This is a genomic window from Micromonospora sp. NPDC049274, from assembly GCF_040678875.1.
GTDB lineage: Bacteria > Actinomycetota > Actinomycetes > Mycobacteriales > Micromonosporaceae > Micromonospora.
The window spans coordinates 127,481-153,076 of record NZ_JBFAQS010000003.1 but is presented as its reverse complement, the minus strand read 5'-3'; the positions used below and the strand labels follow the sequence as shown (position 1 = coordinate 153,076).

Sequence of the window (25,596 nt, the reverse complement as noted above, 5' to 3'; positions counted from 1 at the left end):
GTCTACGAGGAGGTAATTCAGTAGGTTTCGACGTGCACGCTGGTCTCGCTGAGCGCCTGCACGACGAAGATCTGGGCGCCGACCGGGATCGGCTGGTCGGCGCGGGCATTGAGCTTGACCGGCTGGCCGGCCACACGTACGCGCACCTCGCCGTACCCGTTCACCGGCACCGGGGTCACCACCAGGCCGAGCGCGCCGACCAGGTCGTCCCGCGTGGGGGTGGGGTCCGTCCGCATGTTGCGCGCCGCCCGACTGAGCCGCGACGCCAACCACGCCGTGGGCACGGCCGCGAGCAGGCCCCCGGCCGCCGCACCGGCGATCATGCCCGGTGTACGCGCACCGAGCAGCTCGTTGACGATCGCCCCGCCGAAGCCGAACGCACCGGCGAACCCCGCGACCGTCTCGGTGGAGATCGGCCCGTCCACATCGGCGTGCCCGAAGTGCAGCAGCTCGCTGCCGAGCAGGGCGAGTGCCAGCACCACGACACCCGCCCCGCCGATGATCAGAAAGATGAGCGTCCCCGTGGCCACGACCCGCACGGTATCGACGTCGTGCAAAGGCGACGACCGGCCGAACGGCTCAGCGTGGTGCCACGCTCACCTCCAACTCGACCAACTGTTTGGGCAGTTGCTGGCGGACCAGCTCGCGACCCGTCGTGTCGGTGAGCACGAAATCACCGGACCCGTACGGCCGCCGGTAGAGCAGCCGGTCGTCGCCGACCCAGGTGACGTCGGCGGTGGGCAGCGGGTTGACGACCCGTCCGGTGGCCGTATCCACCAGCAGCGGCTCCTGCTGGCCCTGGACGACCACCAGGTTGCCGTCCGGCGACCAGGCCCACGGCCCGGCCGGGTCACCGGGGATCGGCTCGAACCGGGTCGGTCTACCGTCGTCGGCGGAGAACATCTGCACGCCCCTGCGGGGGTGGCGGACCGACTCGGACCGGGGTTTGCCGTCTGCGGTCTGCTGCAGTGCCACCTCTCGGCCGTCCCGCGTCCAGACGAAGAAGCAGTGGTCGGTGCAGAAGAAGCGCTGCCGGGACACCGGGTAGGTGTGCTTCGCGCCGTCCGTGTCCACCACGATGAAGCCGAAGTGATCCACCTGGTCGGTGGTGAACAGCAGGCGCCGACCGTCCGGTGACCACGCCGGGCGGGTCAGGGCGCGGCCGACCTGGTGCCAGCGGGTCTTGCCGGTCAACATGTCGACCAGTCCGACCTCGCGTGGACGGTTCTCGTCGACGACGGCGACCAGCGAGCCGGTCGGCGCGGGGTAGATCCCGTCGTAGCGGTCGGTGGGGACGTAGCGGCCTCGGCTCCGGTCCAGCAGAAAGCCGTTGCCCGACCCGCCGCTGCCCTGTGCACGGGTCACCACCCAGTCGCCGGGCAGCACCAGCGGTGCTGCGGTCCAGTTCGCACCGGGGGCGGGCCGGAGCGACGGCGATGGGCTGGCGGTCACGGGTGGCGTCGCGGGGAGCGGGGCCGACCGGGGCCGGAGCAGCACGAACGGCACGGCCGTCGCGACGATCGCGACCAGAGCGGCCGCGCCCGCGGTCATCCGCCGCCGGCGGCGCAGCCGGCGACCCTGGCCGATCGCCCGGACGGCGAGGCCCGGAGCGGGCGCGGCACCGTCGGCGAGGTCGCGTACCGCCCGGCGCAGCGTCTCGTCCAGGTGCGTGGTCATCGCGTCACCTCCGGGCGGTCGGTCAGCTCGTCCAGATCCGGCACCAGGTGCCGGAGCCGTGCCAGTGCCCGGGCGCTCTGGCTGGCGACCGTGCCGGCGCGGCAGCCGAGCAGCCTGGCGGTCTGCTCGACGCTCAGGTCCTCCAGGTAGCGCAGGGTCAGCACGGCGCGCTGCCGGGGCGGCAGCGCCCGCAGTGCCTCCAGCAGCAGCAACCGCAGGTCGGCCTCCTGACCGCCGTCGCGGTCCGCCGGCCGCTCCGGCAACTCGGCCACGGACACCTCCGCGCGCCGCGCCCGTCGACGCCAGCCGGAGACCTGATCGTGGTAGAGGATGCGTTTCACGTACGGCTCGGCGTCTCCCCTGATCCGTGGCCAGCGGGCGTACGCCTTGGCCAGCGCGTTCTGCAGCAGGTCCTCCGCCGCGTGCTGATTTCCGGCCAGCGCGTACGCGACGCGCAGCAGAGCGGCCCCCCGTTCCTGCACGAACGTGGTGAACTCCCCGTCGACCTCCGCCACCGTCCACCTCCGTAGCTCAGACGCTCGGCGGAAGGGAAACTTTGCCTCGTGGCGCGGGACAATGTCGGGATGAGGTGGACTGTTCTCGACTCGCCGATCGGAGAGTTCTCTGTCGGCACCGGGGCGGAGGGCGTCCGGGCGGCGCACTTCGGCCGGGTGGAGTCGGCGACCGACGAGCCCGGTGACGACGCCGCCCGGCAGACCGTCGCCGAGCTGCGGGCGTACTTCGCCGGTGAGCTGACCGCGTTCACCGTGCCGGTGTCGGCTCCGGGTGGCTCGGAGTTCGAACGGGCGGTGTGGCGGGAGATGACACGCATTCCGTACGGCGAGACGCTGACGTACGGCGAGGTGGCGCGCCTGGTCGGTGATCCCGGTGCGGCACGGGCGGTGGGTGTGGCCTGCAACCGCAACCCGATTCCGGTGCTCGTGCCGTGTCACCGGATCGTCGGCGCGGGCGGCAAGCTGGTCGGGTTCGGCGGGGGTCTGCCCCGCAAGGTCAAGCTGCTGGAGCTGGAGGCCGGGGTCGCGCTGCGACACGCCTGGTCCTGAGCCTAGGCACGTGACGGTTGTTACAGATTTCGATACTCCGTCCTCCGCATCTCACTTTCACGTCCTGCCGTTGATCGGTGCGCGGCTTGCCAGCGACGGCCGAGATCAACGAATGAGGAGGTAGTGGCAGTGCCAAGCGTGGTTGACGTGCCACCGGAGGAGCTATACAAAAGTGGTATGGCCTTCACCCTGACGCTCAAGCCCGAAGTCGAACAGCGCCTCAAGGAGTTGGCCGAGGCCGAGCACCGCTCGATGCACAAGACCGTCGAGGTGGCGATCCAGGAGTACCTCGAGCGTCAGGAGCGCAACGAGTGGACCCGGCAGGCCGCCCGGCGGGTCTTCGAGGAGGACGCGGAGTTCTTTGAGATGTTGGGGGACCGATGATCCAGCCCTGGCCCGAGCCGGAAGACCTGTTGATCCTCCTGTCCGAGCACACCGGCCCGCAGAGTCGCGTGCGGGACGGCGGCATCCTCGTCGCTGCGGCGACTCGTCCACACGCCCGGGTCCTGGGGCGTGCCGTCTACCCCACCGTGCTGGACAGGTCGGCGGCGCTGCTGCACGGGTTGATGGTGTGGCGCCCGCTCGACATGTGGAATGCGGGGCTCGCCTGGGCGGCGATGCGGATCTTCCTGGTCCGCTCGGGGGTGACGCTCAACATGCCGGCCAAGGAGCGGATGGCGTTGACGGACGCGCTGGCCAGCGGCGAGGTCGACTCGGTCGACGAGTTGGCGCTGCGGCTGTCGCCGTACCTGGAGATGGCGGGCTGAACGCGGCGAGGGCCGGGTCCTTTCGGACCCGGCCCTCGGCGTTACTGCTGGTGTTCAGCGGGTCAGCGCTCGACCTCGCCGGCGATGAACTCCTCCACGGCCTGGTGGGCGTCGTGGTCGGCGTACTGCACCGGCGGGGACTTCATGAAGTACGACGAGGCCGACAGGATCGGGCCGCCGATCTTCCGGTCCAGCGCGATCTTCGCGGCGCGGACCGCGTCGATGATGACGCCTGCCGAGTTCGGCGAGTCCCACACCTCGAGCTTGAGCTCGGCGTTGAGCGGGGTGTCGCCGAACGAGCGACCCTCCAGGCGGATGTACGCCCACTTGCGGTCGTCCAGCCACGGCACGTGGTCCGACGGGCCGATGTGCACGTCGCTCTTGCTCATCTCGTGCGGGATCTGCGAGGTCACCGACTGGGTCTTCGAGATCTTCTTCGAGACCAGGCGGGTGCGCTCCAGCATGTTCATGAAGTCCATGTTGCCGCCGAAGTTGAGCTGGTACGTGCGCAGCAGCTCGACACCGCGGTCCTCGAAGAGCTTCGCGAGGGCGCGGTGCACGATCGTGGCGCCGACCTGGCTCTTGATGTCGTCACCGACGATCGGCAGGCCCGCGTCGGTGAACTTCTGGGCCCACTCCGGGTCGGAGGCGATGAAGACCGGCAGGGCGTTGACGAACGCGCAGCCGGCGTCGATCGCGGCCTGGGCGTAGAACTTGGCCGCCTGCTCGGAGCCGACCGGCAGGTAGCAGACGACGACGTCGACCTGCGCGTCGCGAAGCGCCTGCGTCACGTCGACGGGGGCGGCGTCGGACTCCTCGATGATCTCGCGGTAGTACTGGCCCAGACCATCGAAGGTCGGGCCGCGCTGCACGGACACGCCGGTCGGCGGCACGTCGCAGAGCTTGATGGTGTTGTTCTCGCTGGCGACGATCGCCTCCGCGAGGTCCATGCCCACCTTCTTGGCGTCGACGTCGAACGCCGCGACGAACTGAACGTCAGAGACGTGGTAGTCGCCGAAGGTGACGTGCATGAGACCCGGGACGCGGTCGTTCGGGTCGGCGTTGCGGTAGTACTCGACGCCCTGAACCAGGGACGAGGCGCAGTTACCCACACCGACGATGGCGACGCGGACGGAGCCCATAGCGTCTGCCTCCTTCTTTTCTGTCACGGCCGCTCTTTCCTGGTCTCTCCAGGTGGAGGCGGGCTGTTGTCTTCTCGTCGGCCACCGGCCGTCCCCACGTGCGGGACCGTCGGGGCTCGGCCGGAGCGCTCGTTGGCGATGAGCTCCTCCAGCCAGCGGACCTCACGCTCACAGGCGTCCAGGCCGTGGCGCTGCAGTTCCAGGGTGTAAGCGTCGAGGCGCTCGGCCGCGCGGCCCAGCACGTCACGAAGCCCTTCGCGACGTTCCTCGATCTTGCGGCGGCGACCCTCCAGAATGCGCAGGCGGGTCGCCTGGTCGGTCCGGGCGAAGAACGCGAAGTGCACACCGAAACCCGTGTCGTCGTAGGTCTCGGGCCCGGCCTGAGCGATCAGCTGGGCGAAGCGTTCCTTGCCGTCCGCGGTGATTTTGTAGACCACCCGACCTCGTCGGCTGGTCAGCGCGGGAACCTCCTCGGCGGTGGCGGGCGTCTCGGCGGCTTCGGTGATCCATCCCGCCGCCTGCAACCTGCGCAGGGTCGGGTAGAGCGAGCCGTAGCTGATCGCCGCCCGGATCGCGCCGAGTTTGGCGGTCAGCTCCTTGCGCAGCTCATAGCCGTGCATCGGAGACTCCTGCAGGAGGCCGAGGATGGCGAATTCGAGCACGAGCCACCCTCTCTTTACCCTCCGGCGCGGAGCGGTAACCGCCGCGATGTATCGGACCGATACATCGCACGTTAGCGGGTCGCGTGGGCCAGGGCAAACCCCCGTTCCGAGGTGCTGTCGTCACGGATCGTGACCGTGGTCGCCTCGTCGAGCCGGACCGCGTACCCTTCTCCGCATGCGTACGCAGCGCCAGGTCGTCGACTACTCGCTTCAGAAGCGAGCAGTGCTGCGTGAGCTCCTGGCCGGCCGGGTCGGCACGTACGACGTGTGCGACGCGTCGCCGTACCTGAAGAACGCTGCCCGGTTCCACGGCGAACCGACCGACCGCCGCTGCCCCATCTGTCGGAGCGAGAATCTGACTCTCGTCCACTACATTTACGGGGACGAACTCAAGCAGTCCGCCGGACAGGCCCGGACACTGGCCGAGCTGCCCGTGCTGGCGATGACGCTACGTGAGTTCCAGGTCTTCGTGGTGGAGGTGTGCCTCGGCTGTGACTGGAACCATCTCGTCGAGCAGTACCTGCTCGGCCGGGAAGGTCTCACGGGCGATGGCGACGGTGTCGCCGGTAGCGAGCAGGACGCGGCGGGCGCCGAGGGCGCAGGTCGGCGGAGGCGAGAGGCGCAACGGTGATCTCAGGTGGTTCGACCGGCTCCGGGGCCGTGCACATGACCCGGGACGGCCGACCACTCGTTGGTCCGATTGGCCCGATTGATACGGCAATGACCTTGGCGATCCGGCACCCTCGTGCCGGCGTCCCGGGTGAAGCAACTCACGGCAACCCGGTGGCGGCGCAGTCGCGCCCCACCGCGACCGGCAGGGTGTGAGGAATGAACTCGTACGGCGATCCCAGTTCTGCGCGCGGGCGGGCCCAGTACCCGGGCCCGAACGGCGACCCCGGACCGGGTGCGGACGACGCGTACCGCCGACCAGGTGGTGACTCTCGTGCCGGCGGCTGGTCCGCCGCCGAGCAGCCAGCGGCGCCCCCCGGCCGCGCCTCGGTGACACCGCCGGCCGCCGGCGGTCGTGCGTCGGTGGGTGGTTCGGCATCCGTGCCGCCGCGCGGCGGTGCCGCCGCCGGTTCCGCGTCGGTGGGCTCGGCCACCCCGGGCCGGAGCGGCCGGGCCTCGGTGCCCGTGTCGCCGGCGCCCGGTGCGGCCGCGGGGCGCGCCGGTGCGGGCCGGGCATCCGTCCCGGTGTCGCCGGCGCCGGGCGCGCCCGCCGGCCGGGCACGTGTCGGCGCCGCTGCCGTCGGCGCGGCCTCGGCCGGCCGGGCCAGCGTCGGCTCCGCGTCGGTGGGAGGCCGTGCCGCGGTCGCGCGGGCGAGCGTCTCCCCGGTCTCCGGCGGGCCTGGTGGCCCGGGGGGTCCGGGTGGGCCGAACGGGCCGGGTCGAGGTGGCCGAGGTGGCCGCGGCGCGGGTGACCCGGCCGGCGCGGCCCGGGCCAAGAAGCGCAAACGGATGAACCTGGTGATCGCCGGGTTCGCCGTCTTCATCATGCTCGCCGGTCTTGGCGTGGTCGGGTTCACCTACTACTCGACGAACGTCGTCATGCCGGACGAGATCACCCCGCCGCAGGCGACCACCCTGTACGCGTTCGACAACAAGACGATCATCGCCAAGGTCGGCTCGCAGAACCGCACGCTTGTCACCATCGACCAGATCCCGGAGTACGTGCAGCACGCGGTGGCGGCCGCCGAGGACCGCAACTTCTACCGGCACTCCGGTGTGGACTACAAGGGCATCGTCCGGGCCGCGTGGAACAACGTCTCCGGCGGTGACAAGCAGGGCGCCTCGACGATCACCCAGCAGTACGCCCGCAACGCCATCGAGAACCTCAAGGACGACAGCTACGGCCGAAAGGTCAAGGAGGCGATCTTCGCCTCCAAGCTGAACGACGAGTACACCAAGCCGCAGATCATGCAGCACTACCTGAACGTCATCTACTTCGGGCGGGGTGCCTACGGCATCCAGGCGGCGGCCGACACCTACTTCGGCAAGTCGGTGTCGGAGCTGACGCCGGCCGAGGGCGCGGTGCTCGCCGCTCTTATCAAGCAGCCCGAGCCCAGCTCGACCCACAAGGGGTTCGACCCGGCGATCAACCCGACCGATGCCCAGGACCGCTGGAACTACGTGATCGACGGCATGGTCAAGGAGGGCTGGCTGCCTGCGGCCGAGCGGCCCACCGTATACCCGACGAAGTCCCTCAAGAGCCCGAAGAAGGGCGGCGTCGGGCTCGACTACGGTATCGACACGCCGTACGGCAACGTCATCAACTACGTCCGCGAGGAGATGCGGGACAAGGGCATCTGCGTCGACAAGGACGAGCAGGTGACGGACACCAAGCCCCTGTGTTCCCAGGCGTTGATGGCCGGCGGTTACCGCATCCGCACCACTATCGACACCAAGATGCAGGCCGCAGCGGTTGCAACGGCCCAGCGCAAGAGCAAGGGCTCCGAGCTGGCCGACCAGCCGAAGAACCTCATGGCCGCGGTGGTCTCGATCGACCCCGAGCACGGCCGGGTGGTCGCCTACTACGGAGGTGACAACGGCACCGGCACCGACTACGCCGGCAAGAACACCGACTCCAGCGGGGCGATCAGCGGTGGCCACTCACCCGGCTCGAGCTTCAAGATCTACACCCTGGCCGCCGCCCTCAATGCCAAGAAGGCGCTCGAGTCCCGGTGGAAGGGCAAGGCCTTCAAGCCGGAGGGCACCGGGTTCAAGGTCAGCAACGCCGGCGATGACGACCCGTCCTGCCACAACTCCTGCACGCTGCGGGTGTCCACGCTCAAGTCGCTGAACGTGCCGTTCTACTACGTCACCCAGGACATCGGCGCGGACAAGGTCATCGACATGGCCAAGCAGGCCGGCGTCACCACCATGTGGCGCACCGACACCAACCCGGCGAAGGCGTACGACCTGACCAAGACGGACCCGAAGGACATCACGCCGGAGCCGTTCTTCAACGTGGTCGGCTACGGCCAGTACCCGATCACGGTGCTGGACCACGCCAACGGTGTGGCCACCTTCGCCAACGGGGGCGTCTACAACAAGGCGCACTTCCTCTACTCCGTGGAGAAGCAGAACCCCAACACCGGCAAGTGGGACAAGGTCTACAGCGAGAAGCTGGACTCGAAGAAGAAGATCGACAAGGACGTGGTCGCCGACGTGACGTCGGTGCTGAAGGACTACCCGGCCGCGGTCCACCACCAGCTCGACGACGGCCGCAAGGCGGCCTCCAAGACCGGCACCTGGGAGCTCAAGGGCGACAGCTCCGACAACGGTGACGCCTGGATGATCGGCTACACGCCACAGTTGGCCACCGCGGTCTGGGTGGGCAACGTCGGCCCCCGGAAGCCACTCATCCTGAAGGACAAGCGCAAGGTCAGTGGTGGCAACCTCCCCGGTGACATCTGGGAACGGTTCATGAACGAGGCGCTGAAGGGCAAGGACAAGCTCGACTTCCCGCCCGCGGCGAACATCGGCGACCCGACCGCCGGTAACGGTGAGGCCGCACCCCCGCCTCCGCCGCCGCCCGGTCAGCCGGGTGGGCCGGGTGGGCCGGGCGGACAGCCCTGTGACCCGCTCACCAACCCGTTCTGCCCGCGTACCGACGGCAACCCCGGTGGCAACAACCCCGGCGGCAACAACCCCGGCGGTCCGGGTGGCCCCGGCGGCCCAGGAAACGGCGGAAACGGTGGTGGGCTGCTGCCCAGCCTGCCACCGGCCACTCGGGACTGACCCGCACCGCCCCGTACGCCGCCGTCGGCTGGACGACCTGTCCGGCCGGCGGCGGCGTTTCCGTACCCCCGATCTCGGCGTCGGGACAGGACGAGAACCCCCGTCGTACGGCAGGATGCCTTTTCATGAGCACCCAGTCGACGCCCGGCATCGACGACGCCGGCACCACCGACCACCCGTCCCGCTCCGACGGGTTCGTCCGCGGCCTGTCCGGTGCCATCGGCGGGCCGCTGGGCGACCACGCCACCGCACTGGACCGGCCGGCCGGCCACGAGCGCCGATTCTGGACAGTCGTCCGGATCGTCCTGGCGCTTGCCTGCCTCACGCTCGCACTGCACTGGGTGCAGAAATCCCCGTGCCAGGACGGCGCCTGGCAGAAGAACGTCCAGTACACCCGGTTCTGCTACACCGATGTGCTCGCCCTCTACTACGCCGAGGGCCTCAACGAGGGCAAGGTGCCCTACCGGGACCACCCGGTGGAATACCCGGTGCTGACCGGCTACTTCATGGGGGCGCTGGGTCTGCCGGTGCACGCCATCGGCGACGGCGACCCGAGCATCAACCAGGGCCAGTGGTTCTACAACCTCAACGCGCTCGTGCTGGGTGCCCTCGCCGTGGCGACCGTGGCGGTGATCCTGGCGTTGCGCCGCCGACGACCCTGGGACGCCGCGTTGTTCGCGCTCGCCCCGGCGCTGGTGCTCACCGCCACCGTCAACTGGGACCTGCTCGCCATCGGGTTGGCGGCGTTCGGTCTGCTGGCTTGGGCCCGACGACGACCAGCGGTGGCCGGTGTGCTGCTCGGCCTGGCCGGCGCGGCGAAACTCTGGCCGCTGTTCCTGCTGGGGCCGATCCTCGTCCTGGCGCTGCGAGCCAACCGGCTCCGCGCCGCGCTCACCGCCCTCGGCGCGGCGGCGGTGGCAGTGGTCCTGGTGAACCTGCCGGCTTACCGCGCCAACCCGGACAACTGGGGCCGGTTCTTCGAGCTGAACACCACCCGGCCGATCGACTGGGGCACGCTCTGGTACATCGGGCGCTACCTCGACGGCAAGGTCGGCAACGACCCCGGCCAGCAGGGCCCGTTCGACTGGTTGAACGCCAACATCCCGGCCCTCAACACCATCTCGTACGCCCTGTTCGGGCTGGCCTGCCTCGGCGTGGCCGTGCTGGCGCTGCGGGCGCCGCGCCGGCCTCGGCTCGCCCAGCTCGCCTTCCTGGTCGTCGCGGCGTTCCTCATCTTCAGCAAGGTCTGGTCCCAGCAGTTCGTGCTCTGGATGCTGCCGCTTGTGGTGCTGGCCCGCCCCAAATGGGGTGCCTTCCTGGCCTGGCAGCTCGCCGAGGTCTGCTACTTCGTCGCCTTCTACGGGGAACTGCTCGGCGCGGCGACCAGCAAGCCGGTCTTCCCGGAGGGGGTGTTCGTGCTGGCCTCGACGTTGCGGCTGGGCACGGTGGTGGTGCTCTGCGTGTTCGTCGTCAAGGAGATCCTGCACCCCGAGCAGGACGCCGTACGGGCCACCTACGCCGACGACCCGGACGGCGGCGTGCTCGACGGCGCACCAGACGCGTCCTGGCTGGATCGCTGGCGCCGCCGAGCAGTGACCAGCGAGCCCGAACCCGAGCCCGCGATCACCACAACGTGAGACAGGGCGTCAGAGTCGGTAGACGACGGCGTCGCCGACGTCCTGACGTGTGATGCCGAGCGACTCGACCGGTGCGTCGATGGTGATCTCCCATGGCGTACCGGGCACCTGGCCGCGCAGCAGCACCACCGTGCGGACGCCGAGCGTCCGCAGGTAGTCGACGCTCGTCTGGTCGGGGAACGACTGGCTGACCCGGCGGACGTCGTCGAGCTGCCGAGGCGTGAAGCCACTGCCGCCGTTCACCACGTCCGGGAAACCACTGGTCGACCAGAGCATCACGTGCTGGTCGATGCTCTGGTTGCTGGGCAGCACCAGCAGCGGTCCCTCCGCCGAGCGCATCGCCGCCGGCTGGGCCGGGACCACCGGATGCGGGGTGGCGTTCAGGCCCTCGAGGGTGACCAGCAGCAGTGGCAGCAGGGTGGCCATCCGCAGCCACGGCCCCGGCCAGGACGGGATCCGCTGGGCGGCCAGCTCACGGACCCGATCGGTGAGGGCGGTGATCGCGCCCGCCGCGAGCAACGCGAGCAGCAACGTCGTCCAGAGCATCAACCGGCCCGGGGTACGCAGCGCGTTCCACCCCGGCGCGTGCTCGAAGAGCGGCACGTAGGTGAACGTGCCGTCGAAGAAGCGGGTGCCCATCGCGAAGGCCATCGTCACCAGCACCCCGACGAGCAGCAGCAACCGGTGCCGCAGCCGCCAGACCGAGAAGAACAACCCACCGGCGGCCAGCGCGTAGAGCACGAAGCCCGGCAGCAGCGTCATCTCCGAATGCCCCGGCAGCGCCGCGCGGGCGCCCTCGTGCAACCCGCCCCAGATGCGGGATTCGGCGGGCGCGGTCACGAAGCCGGACGCCGGCGGCGAGAAGATGCTGACGTCGCGGATCGTCCGCTCGGCGTACGGGTGCAGCTCGGTCACCTTGAAGTACGGGAACGCCATCAGCAGGCCCACCCCGGCGAAGAGCACCCCGCCGAGCACATCGGCCACGAGGAGCCGGCGACCGAACGGCAGCGCCCGGCCGGACCTCAGCCGGCGAACTCCGAACAGCACCGCTACGACGAGCACCACGCCGGCCAGGAAGTACGCGAACGGCAGGCCGATGCCGAAGCCGAGGCTGACCTGCCAGGCCGCCACCAGCCAGCCGGCGTACACCCAGCCGTCGTGCCGCCGCTCCGGCCGGTAGCCGTAACGCAGCGACCAGCCGTGCCCCCGCGCGAGCATCGCGAGAGCCAGCGGGATGCCACCGTTGGAGAGCACGTGCAGGTGCCCGGCCTGGGCCAGCAGCCACGGCGCGTAGGTGTAGCCGACGCCGGCCACGGCGGCGCCGATCCGACCCGCGCCGAGCTGTCGGGCCAGCGCGTACGCCCCGAGGGTGGCGAGCGCGTGCGCCAGCACGAACATGATGTTGTAGCGCAGCACCGCGTCCTGGGGGCCGCTGCCGAGCATCCCGGCGGGGGCGTAGCCGAGCAGCGTGTCGGAGAACGCGAAGCTCCACAGCTCCGGGAAGAACGTGTTGGACTGCCACAGTCGCGCCGGATCGGCCAGCAGGATGTGCCCGGACCACGCCATCTGCCAGGACTGCAGGCTCGGGTCCCAGTAGTCCTGGGGAAGCGTGTACCGCGGGTAGCGCAGCGTCGGCCAGGTCATCAGCACGGCCAGCGCCAGCGCGGCGAGGGTGGCCAGGGTCCACTCGTGGGCGAGGAACCGGCCGACGGCGCGGACAGCTCGGCTGAGTCGGCTGGGTCGCGGCTCCGGCGCCGACACGAACGCCTCCCAGCGTTCGGCCTCGACCGGCTTCGGGTCGCCGTCGGCCTTCTGCGGACCGTCGGCGTCCTCTACCTTCGTACCCTCGGCCTCGTCGGCGTCCGTGACCGCGCCGTCGGCCTTGGCAACGTCCTTCGTGCCGTCGGTCTTCGCGGTGTCGGTCTTCGTGCCGTCGGTCTTCGCGGCGTCGGCTTTCGCGCCGTCCTTCGGGCCGTCGGTCTTCGCGGCGTCGGCTTTCGCGCCGTCCTTCGGGCCGTCGGTCTTCGCGGCGTCGGCTTTCGTGCCGTCGGCTTTCGCGGCGTCGGCTTTCGTGCCGTCCCTCGGGCCGCTGGCCTTGGCGATGTCGTCCCCGGCGCGCGTCGGCGCCGGTCGGCTCGGGGCGTCGTCGGTCGGCGTGGGCCGGGCGTTCCCGGGCTGTCCGGTGGTCATGCGGCCGGGCGCTCCGTCCCGAGCTGCTGGCGGAGGAAGTCGATGTCGGCCGCCTGGCCGGAGACGCCGCCTGGAGTCTCGACGACCACCGGTGCCCCGGCGGCCCGGATCACGGCCACCACCAGCTCCGGGTCGATCGTTCCGCCGTCCAGGTTGTCGTGCCGGTCCTGGCCGGAGTTGAACGCGCCCTTGGAGTTGTTGGCGTGCACCAGATCGATCCGACCGGTGATCGCCTTCACCCGGTCGACCAGGCCGAGCAGCTCCTCGCCACCGGCGTACGCGTGACACGTGTCGAGGCAGAATCCGACCTCGTGGTCGCCAATGGCGTCCCAGAGACGGGCCAGCGCGTCCAGCCGGCGGGCGCAGGCATTGTCGCCGCCGGCGGTGTTCTCGATGAGGACCGGGACGCCGAAGCCGCCGGAGTCGGCCGCGTACGCGAAGGTCTTGCGCCAGTTGTCGAAGCCGACCGCCAGGTCGTCGCCGGCGTTGACGTGCCCGCCGTGGACGATCAGGCCCCGGGCGCCGATCGCGGCCGCCGCGGTTGCGTGGCCCAGCAGCAGCTTGCGGCTGGGGATCCGGATGCGGTTGTTGAGGGTCGCCACGTTGATGACGTACGGCGCGTGCACGTAGAGGTCGACCTCGGCCGCCCGCAGCTGTTCGGCGTCCTCCCGCGGCTTGGGAGCCTTCCACCCCTGCGGGTCGGAGAGGAAGAACTGCACGGTGTCGGCGGACCGGGCGGCCGCCTCCGCCAGCGGGTCGGTCGAATCGACGTGGGCTCCGATACGCATGGCAGCGAGCCTACGTCGCGACCCCGGCGGCTGCGGTGACGGCTGGCGCGGTGTCGTCACCGTCGCGTCACCACGGCTGCTCGACGATCGTTGATGGGATGGAACCCGGCGAGCAGAACCCGGGGCTGCGCGTGGCGGGCATGCCGCGCATGGCAGTCGGCGCTCGTCGGCCCACCGACGAGGTCACCCCCGCAGCGCGGCCCGGCGCCGCGGGGGCGACCCCTCGACGCAGCAGATCTTCGCCGTTGCAGAATCTCGGAAAATTCCGCCTTTTGCCCCAAGAAGGCACGAGAGCCGTTGTATCGTCAGATAACAACACGATAAAGCTCCGCGGGGCGTCTCCGGTCCAACCTCATCGGTGTGGTCGTTCCTCCCCAGGTCCCACCCAAGGAATGCGGACGGGACGCTCCGCGGCCTCGTTGACGGGGGCTCGCCACCGACCACTAACGGTCGGGTGGCGGGCCCCCGTCGCCATGCGCGGCGCGTCGGCCCGACCGCCCCGGGCATGATCGTCCGGACCGGGTATCCTGGTCAGGTTGTCCGCGTCCGGCCGGGTTCCCCCGGCACGTGCGGGCAGCGACGCACGACCTCCTGCCACGGAAGGACCGTGGCCGCTTAGCCCACAGGAGGTGAGCACGTCTTGCGTCATTACGAGATCATGGTGATCCTCGATCCCAGCCTCGAGGAACGCACCGTCGCCCCGTCGCTCGACACGTACCTGAACGTGATTCGGACCGCGGGTGGCTCGGTTGAGAAGACGGACGTGTGGGGCCGCAGGCGCCTCGCGTTCGAGATCAACAAAAAGGCCGAGGGCATCTACGCCGTCGTCGACCTGCAGGCCACGCCTGCTGCCGTGGCCGAGCTGGACCGTCAGCTCCGGCTGAACGAGTCCGTGCTGCGCACCAAGGTCATCCGGCCGGAGATGCGCTAAGCATTCAGTCCGGCATTCAACCCGGTTCGCCCGGATCAGCCTCCGCGACTCTGTCGTACGGCTCTGCGAGCCTGTACGACGAGACGCTGAGTGCGCGAGGAGATGGTCATGGCAGGAGACACCACCATCACGGTCATCGGCAATCTGACCGATGATCCCGAGTTGCGATTCACCCCGTCCGGTGCGGCGGTCGCCAAGTTCCGGGTCGCTTCGACGCCCCGTTTCATGGACAAGACCACCAATGAGTGGAAGGACGGCGAGCCGCTCTTCCTGGCTTGCACCGTGTGGCGTCAGGCGGCGGAGCACGTCGCCGAGTCGCTGCAGCGGGGCGCCCGCGTGATCGTCTCGGGTCGGCTGCGTCAGCGGTCGTACGAGACCCGCGAGGGTGAGAAGCGCACCGTCATTGAGCTTGAGGTCGACGAGATCGGCCCGTCGCTGCGCTACGCCACGGCGAAGGTGCAGAAGATGTCCCGCTCCGGCGGCGGTGGCGGCGGCTTCGGTGGTGGCGGCGGTGGTGGTGGCCAGGGTGGCGGCGGAGGCAACTTCGACGACCCCTGGGCTTCGGCCGCACCCTCTCCCGCGCGTGCCGGTTCGGGCGGCAACTTCGACGAGGAGCCTCCGTTCTAATGGCGCCGAGCGCCCGCGATCGCAAACCAGGAGCAAGGTCAATGGCCAAGGCTGCGGCACTTCGCAAGCCTAAGAAGAAGGTGAACCCGCTCGACAAGGACGGGATCACCTATATCGATTACAAGGACACGGCGCTGCTGCGCAAGTTCATCTCCGACCGCGGCAAGATCCGCGCCCGGCGGGTCACCGGCGTGACCTCGCAGCAGCAGCGGCAGATCGCCCGCGCGGTCAAGAACGCCCGCGAGATGGCGCTCCTGCCGTACACCGCCACGGCCCGCTGAGAGGAGGCACCGATATGAAGATCATCCTGACTCAGGAAGTTTCCGGCCTCGGTGCCCCGGGCGACATCGTCGAGGTCAAGGACGGCTTCGGCCGTAACTACCTGCTGCCGCAGGGCTTCGCGATCGCCTGGACCAAGGGCGCGGAAAAGCAGGTCACGGTCATCAAGCGGGCCCGTTCGGCCCGCGAGATCCGCGACCTCGACCACGCGAACGAGGTCAAGGGTCAGCTCGAGGGTCTCAAGGTCAACCTGAAGGCCCGCGCCGGCGACGGCGGTCGGCTCTTCGGCTCGGTCACCTCGGCCGAGATCGTGGATGCCGTCAAGGGCGCCGGCGGTCCGGTCCTCGACCGTCGCCGGCTGGAGGTGCCCGGTCACATCAAGTCGACAGGCACCTACCCGGTGAAGATCAAGCTGCACCCCGAGGTCACGGCGTCGTTCAACCTGAACGTCGTTCAGGGCTGACGACCAGCCGCACCACGACGAGGGCCCGCACCGAGCGATCGGTGCGGGCCCTCGCGCGTACGCCCCGCGCCGACCGGGTCGCCGTCAGCCGATCGGTTGACCGGTCACCGCGCTGATCAGCACCGTGGAGAGGCCGCCGCCGACCACCGCGGCGGCCAGCGCGATGGTCGCCGACCGCCACGTCGTACCGACCCGCCGCAGCAGCGCCGCCACCACCAGACTGCTCACCAACGCCAAACCGAAGCGCGGCGAGCCAGCCAACAGCGACTCCAACGCGCGCGACCGGGCCGAGTCGCAGCCACCCCCGCTGATATCGGTGACACAACCGGCCGGCGCCTGCCCGTCCAACGTCAGCAACCACAGGAAAATCAACACCGACGGCACCAGGTAGCAGGCGGCGGTGTAGAGCAGCGGCCGGATCGACCCACCGGGATCCGGGTCGAGCAGGTCGTCCTCCAGACGACGCGCCCACGCGCCCGTCGCCACCGACTCGACGCGACGCCGCACCGACGCCGTGCCGACCGGCGAACGGTCCGCCCGACGCCGAGCGCCATCCAGGGGTACGGGAGCGCTGCGCGGCCGCGGGGCCGTGTAACCCACCACTGGCGACCGAGGTGCCGACGTCGTCGTATCCATCCAGCGCGGATCGTCACCCGACAACCGCGTACCGGACCAGAAACCATTGTCCCGACTGGGCCACCCCTCGGCCGCCGTGAACCGGTCGGAACGGGGTGGGAGCGTCCGGTCCCACCGGTCGTCCTCCACGGCCGAGCGCTCCCACTGGCCGGTGCGGTCGGACCGCTCCCAGCCACCGAAACTCTCCGCCTGCGACCACTGCTCGCTCAGGTCGGTGCCGTCCGGGCCGGCCGGCGGCCACGCGTGCACACCCGAGGCGTCCCACGGATCCACCGCCGGCGCGTACGACGACTCCGGCTCCGCGGCCCGCTCCGACCCACGTTCCCACGGATCCACCGCCGGACGCGTCCAGGATTCCTCTGCCGCCCGCCGGCTACGCCGCGTCGCTCGGCTCGGCTCCGGACGAGCCACCCCTTCGGCCGGGGCGGCTTCCAGGTCCCCACCGGACCAGATCACCTGCGGACGACCGGCCGGCGCGCGGCGGGGACGACGGTCCGGGGCCGCGCCGGAGACCGGCTCCTCCTCCGTCGCGTCGGCGCGCCGACGACCCGCGTACCCCTGCTCCTGCGGTCGGTCGAGCGTCCACTCCCGGGTGTGGTCCGAATCGGGGCCTGCGCCGATCGCCGGCTGCTCGCGCCAACCCGTCTCGATGGCACGCCGTCGGGAACCCGTCGTCTCGCTGCTCCGCCAGCCGCCCCCGGAACTCGGACGCTCCGGTTCGACCTCCACCTCGACCTCGTCCTCGTCGGGCGCGGCGTGTCGGCCACCGCCGTCGGCGTGCCGAACCCCCGATTCCAGCGCCCACCGCGGCAGGTAGGCGTCGACCGGTTCGTCCTGCCCACGGTCGAGTGCGCGCCGCCGGCTGGAGGTGCGAAAGCGCGCGTCCTCGTCGTACGGGCCGACCGGCGAGGGCAGCATGGGCTCACCCCACGAGGCGGTCGGCGGGCGCTCGCGCGGGCTGCCCTCCCCGCGTCCCCAGTCCCGGTAACTCACGGCCGGAGTGTGACCCTTCTGAACCGAAAGCGTAATCCGCTGTCCAGGTGTAGCCGTTCGCTGGAGATAGTACGGGAAGATCGTGTCACAGAACCGACCGAAATATTCTCCTCCACAGGCTGGGGATCACGGTTCCGCAGCTCAGAGGCTTGTGGTCGAGAATTCCCCAACCGTTGTCCACAGCCTGTGCACACCCTGCGCACATGCTCGTCCACCGGTGTCCACAGGTTGTCCCGAGGCTCGTCCACCGGCCTTGTTGAGTCGCTGACCTCGGGGTCCGTATGGTTGGCCCTCGACCGCCGGCGCGATGGCCCCCGATCGACCGGCCTGGTCGAGGAGAACTGTCGTACCTCGGCGGTAGAGCTGAGACCGGATCCGACGCAGTGGAGGGGGGACCGGTGTCGGTCACCGACGACAGGCGGGCGGAGTCACGGCCCGGCGGCGGCCAGCCGCCCGTGCAGCGCGACGGCCAGTTCGACAAGACCCCACCCCAGGATGTCGCGGCCGAGCAGTGCGTCCTCGGCGGCATGCTGCTCTCCAAGGACGCCATCGCCGACGTCGTCGAGATCCTCAAGACCAACGACTTCTACCGGCCGGTGCACGCCACCATCTTCGACGTCATCCTGGACATCTACGGCCGGGGTGAGCCGGCCGACCCGATCACCGTGGCCGCCGCCCTCACCGACTCGGGCGATCTGGCCCGCATCGGTGGCGCTCCCTACCTGCACACCCTCATCGCCAGCGTGCCCACCGCCGCGAACGCCGCGTACTACGCGCGGATCGTCAGCGAGCGCGCGGTGCTGCGGCGGCTGGTCGAGGCCGGCACCAAGATCGTGCAACTGGGCTACGGCACCGCCAACGGCGGCAGCCGCGACGTCGACGACATCGTGGACCTCGCGCAGCAGGCCGTCTACGACGTCACCGAACGGCGGGTCAGCGAGGACTTCGCGGTCCTGGCCGACATGCTCCAGCCGACGCTCGACGAGATCGAGGCGGTGGGTGCGCAGGGCGGCATGATGACAGGTGTGCCGACCGGCTTCACCGACCTGGACCGGCTGCTCAACGGCCTGCACGCCGGGCAGCTGATCATCGTGGCAGGCAGGCCTGGTTTGGGCAAATCGACCGCTAGTATGGATTTTGCCCGAAATGCCGCCATTCGCGCCAATCAGGCTGCCGCCATCTTCTCGCTGGAAATGAGCAAGGTCGAGATCGTCATGCGACTGCTCTCGGCCGAGGCGCGGGTGCCGCTGCACGTGCTGCGCAGTGGGCAACTCTCCGACGACGACTGGACCAAGCTGGCTCGGTGTATGGGTGAGATCAGCGAGGCGCCGCTGTTCGTCGACGACACCCCGAGCATGAACCTGATGGAGATCCGGGCGAAGGCCCGCCGGCTCAAGCAGCGACACGACCTCAAGATGATCGTGGTCGACTATCTCCAGCTGATGACCTCGCCGAAGCGCACCGAGAGCCGGCAGCAGGAGGTCGCGGACCTCTCCCGTGGTCTGAAGCTGCTCGCCAAGGAGGTCGAGTGCCCGGTCATCGCGGTCAGCCAGCTGAACCGTGGCCCCGAGCAGCGCACCGACAAGCGCCCCCAGTTGTCCGATTTGCGGGAGTCTGGGTCAATTGAGCAAGATGCCGACGTGGTCATCCTGCTGCATCGTGACGACTACTACGACAAGGAGTCGCCGCGGGCGGGCGAGGCGGATTTTATCGTCGCCAAGCATCGGAATGGGCCGACGGACACGGTGACTGTTGCGGCCCAGTTGCACCTGTCCCGCTTCGTCGACATGGCCATCGGCTGAGGCGTACCCGATCGGGTCACCCCAATAGAGGAAACCAACCCGCCGCCTCGCCCAACTCCAGTCGGTCCCGGTCGGTGAGCGGGATCCTGCCGGTGGCCTTCAAGAGGAATTCGGTGTCGTTCCATCCGGCGGGGCGGACCGTGTCGTCGCTCAGCAGGCCGTCCATAGTGGAAACCGCGACCCGTACCGCCAGTGGGCCGGGTGGCGGCGCGTCCGGCAGCTCGGGCGTCAGGTCCAGGTGGTGCACCACGGCCTCGGTGGTCAGGGTGGCCAGGAGATCCGGTACGCGGAGCACGTGTCCCTGCGTGGTGACGTACCCCTCGGGGTCTGTCGCCGCGGCGGCACGGACCGCCGCCGGGGCGGTCTCTTTCCAGACCCGGACGATGCCCGTCGGCCGGTCGAACGCGGACGCCGACCGGCGGACCCACCAGGCATGCCGGGCGGCCCCGTCATCGCCGCCCGGGAAGCCGCGCCAGTAGGACACGTCGTCGGAATCGGCGGGACCGCCAACGGGGCTGGCCAGGGCCACGAGTGCCCGCTGGGCGTCGCCGAGCACATGCAGCAGCAGGTCCGCGACGAGCCAGCCCTGGCAGCGGGTGGCTCGTTGCAGGTGCGCGTCGTCCAGGTCGTCGACCACGGCGGTGATGCCGTCGTACGCCTCGGCGAGAGCCTGGTCCTGCTGGATCTCGGTCATGCGATGCAGCCTCGCATGACGCGCCTCGGCCGCCAACCATCGACCCGGATGGGTGCGTGCCGCGGATCGGGATGCCGGACTGCCGCGGGGACACGCCTCTGAGTCACAGCCCTGACTCAGAGGCATGCCGCCTGGGGATGACTCCGCTGCGAGGGCTCAGCCGAACATCTCGTCGAGGAAACCCTTGCGCTTCTTGTGCCGGTAGTGCCCGTGGTAGCCCTGGTGCTGCTGACCGTAGGCAGGCGCCGGCGGGTAGCCGTGGACGGGCGGCGGGGGCGGCGGCGGGGGGACCGCGCCGTAGCCGGGCTGGTGCTGCGCCGGGGCGTGCGGCGGCGGGTAGCCACCCGGCTGCTGGACGGGCTGCGGCGGGTAGCCACCCGCCTGCTGCGGCGGGCCGCCGGCCTGCTGGCGACTCCAGTTGGCCTCTGCCTCGAACAGCTTCTCCAGCTCGCCGCGGTCGAGGAAGATGCCCCGGCACTCCCCGCACTGGTCGATGACGACGCCGCTGCGCTCGTATTGACGCATTTCGCCGTGACACTTGGGACAGGTGAGGCTATTCATCACCTGACGGTACCTGGTCGAGCTAAGCGGTTGCTGTGAGCGCGTCGACGACCTCGTCGTCGGAGACCTCGTGGAAGTCGTCGTAGTAGACGCTCACCGCGCCGAAATCGGGTGGGCGCTGGGCGCAGACGACCTGGTCGGCCTCGGCCGCCAGCAGCTCGTACGCCTCCTGTGCGCCGACCGGCACGGCCACCACCACCCGGCGGGCGCCGAGCCGGCGGACGACCTCGACGGCGGCGCGGGCGGTGGCGCCGGTGGCCAGACCGTCGTCGACGATCACGGCCACGCGCCCGGTGAGGTCCAACGGTGGGCGACCGCCCCGGTAGAGCCGCTCGCGCCGCTCCAACTCGACCTGTTCGCGATGGCTGACCTCGGCGATGTCGTCGCTGCTGAGGCGGCTGGCGATCGCGTCGTTGAGCACCTGCACACCGCCCGGGCCGAGCGCGCCGAAGGCGACCTCCCGGGCCCAGGGCATGCCGAGCTTGCGGACGACCAGCACGTCGAGTGGGGCGCCGAGCCGTTCGGCGACGACCCGGGCCACCGGTACGCCGCCGCGGACGAGGCCGAGGACGACGGCATCCGGTTCGCCGACGAGGGCAGTAAGCCGCTCGGCGAGCACCCGGCCCGCCTCGGCGCGATCGCGGTACGTGGTCATGCTTTCAGGTGTACGCCGTGCGGCGGCGTTCCGCCCGTCGGTTAGACCGATGTGGCCCGACCGGGCAGATGGTCGGGTGTCGGGGTGGTCGGTGCGGTGTCCGGGCGGTGCAGGGCGGGTGCCCAGGCGAGCAGGGCCAGCGGGTACAGCAGGTACCCGAATCGGGTGGAGGGCATCAGGGCGATCGCCGCGAGTAGCCCGTACCCGCTGATCAGCGCGGTGGCGGCGGCGGTGCCCGGCGGGCGGAGCGCGAGTCGGACGGCGATTGCCGCTCCGGCCGCGACCAGGAGGGTGGCGGCGATCAGCCGGCCACCGGGCAGCATGGTGGCGATCAGGTGACCGGGGAACGGGGACTGTGCGGGGCTGGTGACCAGGCCGTGGCCGAGCGGGAAGCGCAGTACGTTCTCGGTCAGCGCGTCGCGGTCGACAAGCAGTGCCGGGAGCAGGGCGGCGACGGGCAACCCGACAGCGCCGGCCGCGACCCGGGCGCCGGCTCGCCGGGTCAGACCCCAGACGATCAGGACCAGGGCGACCGGCCAGGCGAACAGCTTCAGCGCGCCGGCCAGCCCGACCGCGAGGCCGGCCCGGCCGGGCCGGCCTGCGGCGGCGAGTGCGAGGGCCAGCAGGCAGAGCGCGAGTACGGGCATGTCGTCGCCGCCGGTGGCGAGGGTGAGGGCGCAGATCGGCAGGACGGTGGCGGCCTGCACGCCCCGCAGTAGCGCGGCGTCGGACCGGTGCGCCGCCAGAGGAGCCCCGCCGCTGGTGCCGGGCGTGCGCAGGGCGGCCACGGCCAGGGCGAGCGCCAGCGCGGTGCCCACCGCGAACCACACCCGTGCGTCGGTCCACCAGGTGTCGGCGAGTGCCCGGGGCAGGCCGAACAGCGCCATGCCCGGTTGGTACGGCGTGTATCCGAGCAGTTGTTCCCCGGCGGGCAGGGCGGCGATCGCGTCTCGGCCGAGGTACGGCGTGCCGTGCTCCAGCAGGCGGATGCCGGCCTGCTCGACGACCAGTACCTCCTCCTGTGCGCGGTCGGTGCGTCCGGTGGCCCGCTCGACGCTCTGCCAGAGCACTGGGAGCAGCGCGGTGCTCGCCCACGCGAAACCGGTCACCGCCCAGCGTGCCGGCAGGCCGACCAGTCGGGACGCCGGGCTGCGCCGACGTAGGAGGAGTTGGACGATCACCGCGAGCGTGGCGGCCAGGTAACCGGCGGCCGCGACCGTTCCCCAGGCGCGGTGCGGCAGCAGGGTCGACGTGATCGCGGTGATCGCCGCGAAGAGGGTCGAGACGGCGTAGAGGCCCAGGTCGAGGGTGAGGCCGCCGGCAGCGGTGTCGAGCGTCCGCCAGCGGCGGCGGGCGGTCGGGGCGTCGGCGATCACGGGCGTCAGTCTGGCAGACGTCGCTGCTCACCCGGTTGTCCGCAGGGCTCCGGTCGGCCTCGGTCACACCGGCGGCGACTCTGCTTTCCGTGTCGGTGTTCGCGTGAGCGGCGGTGGTGCCGGCCCGGGCGGCGAGCGTGATCAGGCGGGAAGGTGGGGAAGGCGATCGGTGCGGGAGCGGCCGGCCTGGCGACGGGTCTGGCTCAGCCGGATCACCGCGGCGGTGTCGTGCAGCGGCGGTGCCAGGGTGCCGGGTTGGCCGCCCGACCCGCGCTGCAACGCGGCGAGCAGGGTGCCGGCGGGCATCGGCCGGGCGAACAGGTGGCCCTGGCCGGCAACGCAGCCCAGCTCCCAGAGGGCGCGTCGCTGTGGCTCGCTCTCCACGCCCTCGGCGACCACCGTCAGGTTGAGGCTGCGGCCCAGGTCGAGGGTGGAGCGGATGACGGCCGCGGCCTCGGCGGAGCTTCCCATGGTCGTCACGAAGCTGCGGTCGATCTTCAGTTCGTGCACGGGGATCCGGGAGAGCAGGGAGAGGGATGAGTAGCCGGTGCCGAAGTCGTCCAGCGCCAACCGGACGCCCTCGTCGCGTAGCCGGCTGAGCACCCGGTCGACCACGTCGAGTTGGCTGAGCGTCAACGTCTCGGTCAGCTCCAGCACCAGCCGGTCCGGCGGTAGGTCGTGGGCGCGCAGCCGGGCCAGCACCGAGCCCGGGAAGCGTGCGTCGAGCAGGCTGCGTGGCGACACGTTGACCGCGACCGGCACGTCGAAGCCGGCCTCGCGCCAGTTGACCGCGGCGATCAGCGCCTGATCGAGGATCGCCTCGGCGAAGGCCGGCAGCATTCCCGAACGCTCCACCGCCTCCAGGAAGCGCAGCGGATCGATCAGCCCGTGCGTGGGGTGGTGCCAACGGGCCAGTGCTTCCGCGCTTGTCACCTCGCCGGTGCCCAGGTCGACGATCGGTTGGAAGTTGACGATGAACTCGTGGTCGGCCACTGCACGGGGTAGGTCACCGCCGAGGGTGAGACGACCCAGGTCGGCGGTGTCCCGGGTCCGGGCGTACGTGGAGATTCGCTGCCCGGCCCGCTTCGCCTGGTACATCGCCACGTCCGCGCGACGCAGCAGCTCGGCCATGCCGCCGCTCGCCGGCGCGACGGAGATCCCGCCGCTGGCCTCGACGCTGATACGCATGCCGTCCAGCTCGAACGGCTCGTGCAGGGCGGCGAGCAGCGTCTCGGCCCGGTGCGCGGCCACTGCGGGGGCCGGCAGACCGCGCAGGAGTACGGCGAACTCGTCGCCGCCGAGGCGTGCCACCAGATCGCTGGACTGGGCGGCGTGTCGCAGCCGATCGGCGACCTGGACCAGCACCTGGTCGCCGGCGGCGTGGCCGAGGGTGTCGTTGACCTCCTTGAAGTGGTTGAGGTCGATCAGCACCAGTGCGGTCACCCCGTCCGCGTGCCGGGCACTCAGCTGCTCGGTGCCCTGGTCGAGCAGGTGCCGTCGGTTCGCGAGGTCGGTGAGCGCGTCGTGCGTGGCGGCGTACGCGTGCTCGTCGGCCACGCGGGCAAGTTCCGCGTACGCCTGGGCGTTGCGAACGGCCGTGCAGAGCGCCGAGGCGAAGGTGCGCAGCGTGTACTGCTCCCGCTCGGAGAGCTGCACCGCCCCGCGGAAGCGCAGTCGCAGGATGCCGATGTCGACGGAGCGGTCGTGGCCTTCCAGCGGGGTGGGCACGATGGTGCCGTCCACGTCGGTGGAGGTGCCGGTCGGTCCGTCGAAGGTGATGCCGCCGGTCCCGCCCCGAACGGTGCGGCCGCCGTCGCGCAGCTCGATCTCGACCTCGTCGGCGGAGAACAGCTCGGCGGCCTGGGTGACGGCCGTGGTCAGCACGTCGTCCAGGTCGACCACGTTGAGCGCGTCGGTGGTGCGGGCGAGCCGCTGCCACGCCTGCTGCTCGGTGCGGCCCCGGATGCGCGCGGAGTAGGCCAGGTGCAGGCTCAGGACCAGGGGCGGGACGGCCAACAGCAGCCGGGGATCCTCCCGGAGGATGAGCAGGGTGAAGGCGGCCACCACGAACCGGACGGCGAAGCCTGCCAGCCGGAGGTCGAAGTGGTTACGGAACTGCCGGAAGATCCGGGTGCCCGATGCCAGGGCGATGACCGGAATTGCCAACAGATCGTCGAGTACTGCGGCGGTGAGGTAGACCGCACCGAGGAGGAGGAAGAGGCCCCATAAGCCGTCCGGTGGCCAGCGCTCGCCAAGGAGAACGACAATCAGCGTCGTGCCGCCGGCCACGAGGGTGTGCTTCGCGATGCCGAACGCCGTCTTGATGACGCTCAGCCGGGTGAGGATAGAGGCGCAGGCGATACCGACGCCGGTGGACAGGATCACCCAGGGCTGCGGGGCCAGCGCCAGCCCGAGAACGATGGCGGTCTCCACCCAGGCGAACGAGAAGGTCGTCGACCTGATCCGAAGACGTGCTCTGACGACTGCCCCGGAGGCGATCATCAGGATGAGGGCCGCAATTGTCGAGACGTCCCGTGCGCTGTCTGGCGGGTTGCGGCTTGTCGAGATCGCCGCGATCGTGGCGACGGCGCTTGCCAGCACCACCAGCGCTGCGACGAGAGTCAGCAGACGGAGATCGAGCTCCCTGTGACGACGCGTCGTCAGGTCCACTCAACCTCACCCGTTACCCACCGTCGGTGTCCGCTGACAGGCAGCGTACTCCGGTGTTGGGACGGTGGTAAGAGGAGTCAGTTCCATTCGGTGCTACGCATTGGACACCCCTTCGACTGAGTCATCTGGTCGGGTTGAAGCTGGACTAGTTCCACTCGGTGCTGTTCCGCATCGTTCGACCCCCTTTGCCCGCTCAGAGGCACCTCTCATGGGCCTCTTCGTTTCGTGGGCTGAGAGTAGG

24 protein-coding genes are annotated in these 25,596 nt (G+C 70.4%); 11 read left to right on the top strand and 13 right to left on the bottom strand.

Going from position 1 to position 25,596, the window contains the following annotated elements:
* Positions 1-17: 17 nt before the first annotated feature.
* Genes AB0K10_RS07120 through AB0K10_RS07110 form a run of 3 tightly spaced genes read right to left on the bottom strand, consistent with a single transcriptional unit; the run spans position 18 to position 2,192 of the window.
* Entirely contained in the window at positions 18-539 is a 522-nt protein-coding gene (locus tag AB0K10_RS07120; RefSeq protein ID WP_363680791.1) for a hypothetical protein, read from the bottom strand.
* A 40-nt stretch (positions 540-579) separates the two neighbouring features.
* Positions 580-1,677 (bottom strand): hypothetical protein, encoded by a 1,098-nt coding sequence (locus tag AB0K10_RS07115; RefSeq protein WP_363680790.1) that lies wholly within the window; start codon positions 1,675-1,677, stop codon positions 580-582.
* Entirely contained in the window at positions 1,674-2,192 is a 519-nt protein-coding gene (locus tag AB0K10_RS07110) for a SigE family RNA polymerase sigma factor (protein ID WP_363680788.1), read from the bottom strand. Before AB0K10_RS07110 ends, AB0K10_RS07115 begins: the two co-directional genes overlap by 4 nt.
* Positions 2,193-2,261: 69 nt before the next feature.
* Between AB0K10_RS07110 and AB0K10_RS07105 the strand changes: the two genes are divergently transcribed.
* The 3 genes from AB0K10_RS07105 to AB0K10_RS07095 all read left to right on the top strand — a co-directional run bounded on the left by AB0K10_RS07105 (position 2,262) and on the right by AB0K10_RS07095 (position 3,508).
* Positions 2,262-2,741 (top strand): methylated-DNA--[protein]-cysteine S-methyltransferase, encoded by a 480-nt coding sequence (locus AB0K10_RS07105; RefSeq protein ID WP_363680786.1) that lies wholly within the window; start codon positions 2,262-2,264, stop codon positions 2,739-2,741.
* A gap of 177 nt (positions 2,742-2,918) precedes the next feature.
* A complete protein-coding gene (locus tag AB0K10_RS07100) occupies positions 2,919-3,125 on the top strand; it encodes a ribbon-helix-helix protein, CopG family (RefSeq protein ID WP_363680784.1) in 207 nt (68 codons plus the stop codon).
* Positions 3,122-3,508 carry a hypothetical protein gene (locus AB0K10_RS07095; RefSeq protein WP_363680782.1) on the top strand — a complete coding sequence of 129 codons (387 nt, stop codon included), beginning with the start codon at positions 3,122-3,124 and terminating at the stop codon, positions 3,506-3,508. Before AB0K10_RS07100 ends, AB0K10_RS07095 begins: the two co-directional genes overlap by 4 nt.
* A 62-nt stretch (positions 3,509-3,570) precedes the next feature.
* Here the strand turns inward: AB0K10_RS07095 and AB0K10_RS07090 are convergent, their stop codons facing one another.
* A complete protein-coding gene (locus AB0K10_RS07090; protein ID WP_363680780.1) occupies positions 3,571-4,650 on the bottom strand; it encodes an inositol-3-phosphate synthase in 1,080 nt (359 codons plus the stop codon).
* A 23-nt stretch (positions 4,651-4,673) separates the two neighbouring features.
* A complete protein-coding gene (locus AB0K10_RS07085) occupies positions 4,674-5,312 on the bottom strand; it encodes a PadR family transcriptional regulator (RefSeq protein WP_007453849.1) in 639 nt (212 codons plus the stop codon).
* Between the two features lie 175 nt (positions 5,313-5,487).
* On the opposite strand from AB0K10_RS07085, the gene AB0K10_RS07080 reads away from it, so the two are divergent.
* The 3 genes from AB0K10_RS07080 (at position 5,488) to AB0K10_RS07070 (ending at position 10,690) form a co-directional block, all read left to right on the top strand.
* Positions 5,488-5,943 carry a DUF5318 domain-containing protein gene (locus AB0K10_RS07080; RefSeq protein WP_363680778.1) on the top strand — a complete coding sequence of 152 codons (456 nt, stop codon included), beginning with the start codon at positions 5,488-5,490 and terminating at the stop codon, positions 5,941-5,943.
* Positions 5,944-6,140: 197 nt separating this feature from the next.
* Positions 6,141-9,053, top strand: coding sequence for a transglycosylase domain-containing protein (locus tag AB0K10_RS07075; RefSeq protein WP_363680776.1), 2,913 nt, complete (start codon positions 6,141-6,143; stop codon positions 9,051-9,053).
* A gap of 125 nt (positions 9,054-9,178) precedes the next feature.
* A complete protein-coding gene (locus tag AB0K10_RS07070) occupies positions 9,179-10,690 on the top strand; it encodes a glycosyltransferase 87 family protein (protein WP_363680774.1) in 1,512 nt (503 codons plus the stop codon).
* Positions 10,691-10,699: 9 nt separating this feature from the next.
* Here AB0K10_RS07070 and AB0K10_RS07065 read toward each other — a convergent pair whose 3' ends face one another.
* Entirely contained in the window at positions 10,700-12,880 is a 2,181-nt protein-coding gene (locus AB0K10_RS07065) for a hypothetical protein (protein ID WP_363680772.1), read from the bottom strand.
* Positions 12,877-13,668, bottom strand: a complete 792-nt coding sequence (locus tag AB0K10_RS07060; RefSeq protein WP_363680770.1) for a deoxyribonuclease IV — start codon at positions 13,666-13,668, stop codon at positions 12,877-12,879. Before AB0K10_RS07060 ends, AB0K10_RS07065 begins: the two co-directional genes overlap by 4 nt.
* Positions 13,669-14,308: 640 nt before the next feature.
* On the opposite strand from AB0K10_RS07060, the gene rpsF reads away from it, so the two are divergent.
* The 4 genes from rpsF to rplI all read left to right on the top strand — a co-directional run bounded on the left by rpsF (position 14,309) and on the right by rplI (position 15,968).
* On the top strand, positions 14,309-14,599 hold the full coding sequence (gene rpsF / locus AB0K10_RS07055; protein ID WP_007453836.1) for a 30S ribosomal protein S6: 291 nt from the start codon (positions 14,309-14,311) through the stop codon (positions 14,597-14,599).
* Positions 14,600-14,689: 90 nt separating this feature from the next.
* Positions 14,690-15,226, top strand: a complete 537-nt coding sequence (locus AB0K10_RS07050; protein WP_266247452.1) for a single-stranded DNA-binding protein — start codon at positions 14,690-14,692, stop codon at positions 15,224-15,226.
* 41 nt (positions 15,227-15,267) lie between these two features.
* Positions 15,268-15,507 (top strand): 30S ribosomal protein S18, encoded by a 240-nt coding sequence (rpsR, locus tag AB0K10_RS07045; RefSeq protein WP_007073789.1) that lies wholly within the window; start codon positions 15,268-15,270, stop codon positions 15,505-15,507.
* A gap of 14 nt (positions 15,508-15,521) precedes the next feature.
* On the top strand, positions 15,522-15,968 hold the full coding sequence (gene rplI, locus AB0K10_RS07040; RefSeq protein WP_007453817.1) for a 50S ribosomal protein L9: 447 nt from the start codon (positions 15,522-15,524) through the stop codon (positions 15,966-15,968).
* Between the two features lie 84 nt (positions 15,969-16,052).
* Here the strand turns inward: rplI and AB0K10_RS07035 are convergent, their stop codons facing one another.
* Positions 16,053-17,597: a hypothetical protein gene (locus AB0K10_RS07035; protein WP_363680768.1), complete on the bottom strand. Its 1,545-nt coding sequence runs from the start codon at positions 17,595-17,597 to the stop codon at positions 16,053-16,055.
* A gap of 398 nt (positions 17,598-17,995) precedes the next feature.
* Between AB0K10_RS07035 and dnaB the strand changes: the two genes are divergently transcribed.
* Positions 17,996-19,399: a replicative DNA helicase gene (gene dnaB / locus AB0K10_RS07030; protein WP_363680766.1), complete on the top strand. Its 1,404-nt coding sequence runs from the start codon at positions 17,996-17,998 to the stop codon at positions 19,397-19,399.
* A gap of 16 nt (positions 19,400-19,415) precedes the next feature.
* On the opposite strand, the gene AB0K10_RS07025 is transcribed toward dnaB, so the two are convergent.
* The 5 genes from AB0K10_RS07025 to AB0K10_RS07005 form a co-directional block, all read right to left on the bottom strand.
* The gene (locus AB0K10_RS07025) at positions 19,416-20,093 is read right to left on the bottom strand and encodes a maleylpyruvate isomerase N-terminal domain-containing protein (RefSeq protein ID WP_363680764.1); all 678 of its coding nucleotides are present in this window, start codon (positions 20,091-20,093) and stop codon (positions 19,416-19,418) included.
* Positions 20,094-20,249: 156 nt separating this feature from the next.
* A complete protein-coding gene (locus AB0K10_RS07020; protein ID WP_363680762.1) occupies positions 20,250-20,654 on the bottom strand; it encodes a zf-TFIIB domain-containing protein in 405 nt (134 codons plus the stop codon).
* A gap of 22 nt (positions 20,655-20,676) precedes the next feature.
* Complete coding sequence (locus AB0K10_RS07015; RefSeq protein ID WP_363680760.1) at positions 20,677-21,309, bottom strand: phosphoribosyltransferase family protein; 633 nt, start codon at positions 21,307-21,309, stop codon at positions 20,677-20,679.
* Positions 21,310-21,350: 41 nt separating this feature from the next.
* Positions 21,351-22,685 carry a glycosyltransferase 87 family protein gene (locus tag AB0K10_RS07010; protein ID WP_363680758.1) on the bottom strand — a complete coding sequence of 445 codons (1,335 nt, stop codon included), beginning with the start codon at positions 22,683-22,685 and terminating at the stop codon, positions 21,351-21,353.
* 141 nt (positions 22,686-22,826) lie between these two features.
* A complete protein-coding gene (locus AB0K10_RS07005; RefSeq protein ID WP_363680756.1) occupies positions 22,827-25,355 on the bottom strand; it encodes a bifunctional diguanylate cyclase/phosphodiesterase in 2,529 nt (842 codons plus the stop codon).
* Positions 25,356-25,596: the final 241 nt, after the last annotated feature.